The organism is Pseudoalteromonas sp. SWYJZ98 (assembly GCF_015864495.1).
Taxonomy (GTDB): Bacteria; Pseudomonadota; Gammaproteobacteria; order Enterobacterales; family Alteromonadaceae; genus Pseudoalteromonas; species Pseudoalteromonas distincta.
On record NZ_JADYXA010000114.1, the window covers coordinates 1 to 500 of the forward strand.

The 500-nt window shown below is 43.8% G+C and carries 1 protein-coding gene; it reads right to left on the minus strand.

Translation table 11 applies throughout. The features are described from left to right. Positions 1-75: 75 nt before the first annotated feature. Positions 76-417 (minus strand): hypothetical protein, encoded by a 342-nt coding sequence (locus I6F10_RS20070; RefSeq protein WP_008467385.1) that lies wholly within the window; start codon positions 415-417, stop codon positions 76-78. Positions 418-500 lie beyond the last annotated feature (83 nt).

Genomic DNA, 500 nt, shown 5'->3' on the forward strand with positions numbered 1-500 from the left:
CCAGACCATTAATTGATTTTCGAAAATCAACGGCATCGGCACATAAATAGACGGTGGGTACATCAACGAACATCCTCATACCGTTAGCCCTTTAATAATGGCAACGATATCGGCCGTCGCTAAATCGATAGGAAACGTGAGTTGGCCGGTTAGCGTATCAAACTGCAGCGTATTTTGACGAGTTTGCGCGCAGACTTCAGTAGTTTGTTTTACCTGGACAAAACGTGATGATGTAAGGCACTGCGTGTGCACTGGCAAGGTGGAATTAGGCTGGTCTTTTGCCAGTAAAGCACGTTGTTTATAATAAGTCGTAATAGCGACATTATGGTGTTGGCAGAATTCAATATTAGTACCACTAAACGTACTGCGTTTCAGCAAAAGCTGCTGCCACTGTGCGCTTGTTCTGTAAGTTTTCATCACCTGCTCCGAATTTATCATTGAGCAGGTATTTTTAGATAATCAGAACATCGATGCTAGGTGTGGTTCGCTAGACGCTTACG

What these genes read in the sequence shown, in the direction of transcription:
- I6F10_RS20070 (WP_008467385.1), bottom strand. Translation starts at nt 417, where the DNA reads ATGAAAACTTACAGAACAAGCGCACAGTGGCAGCAGCTTTTGCTGAAA.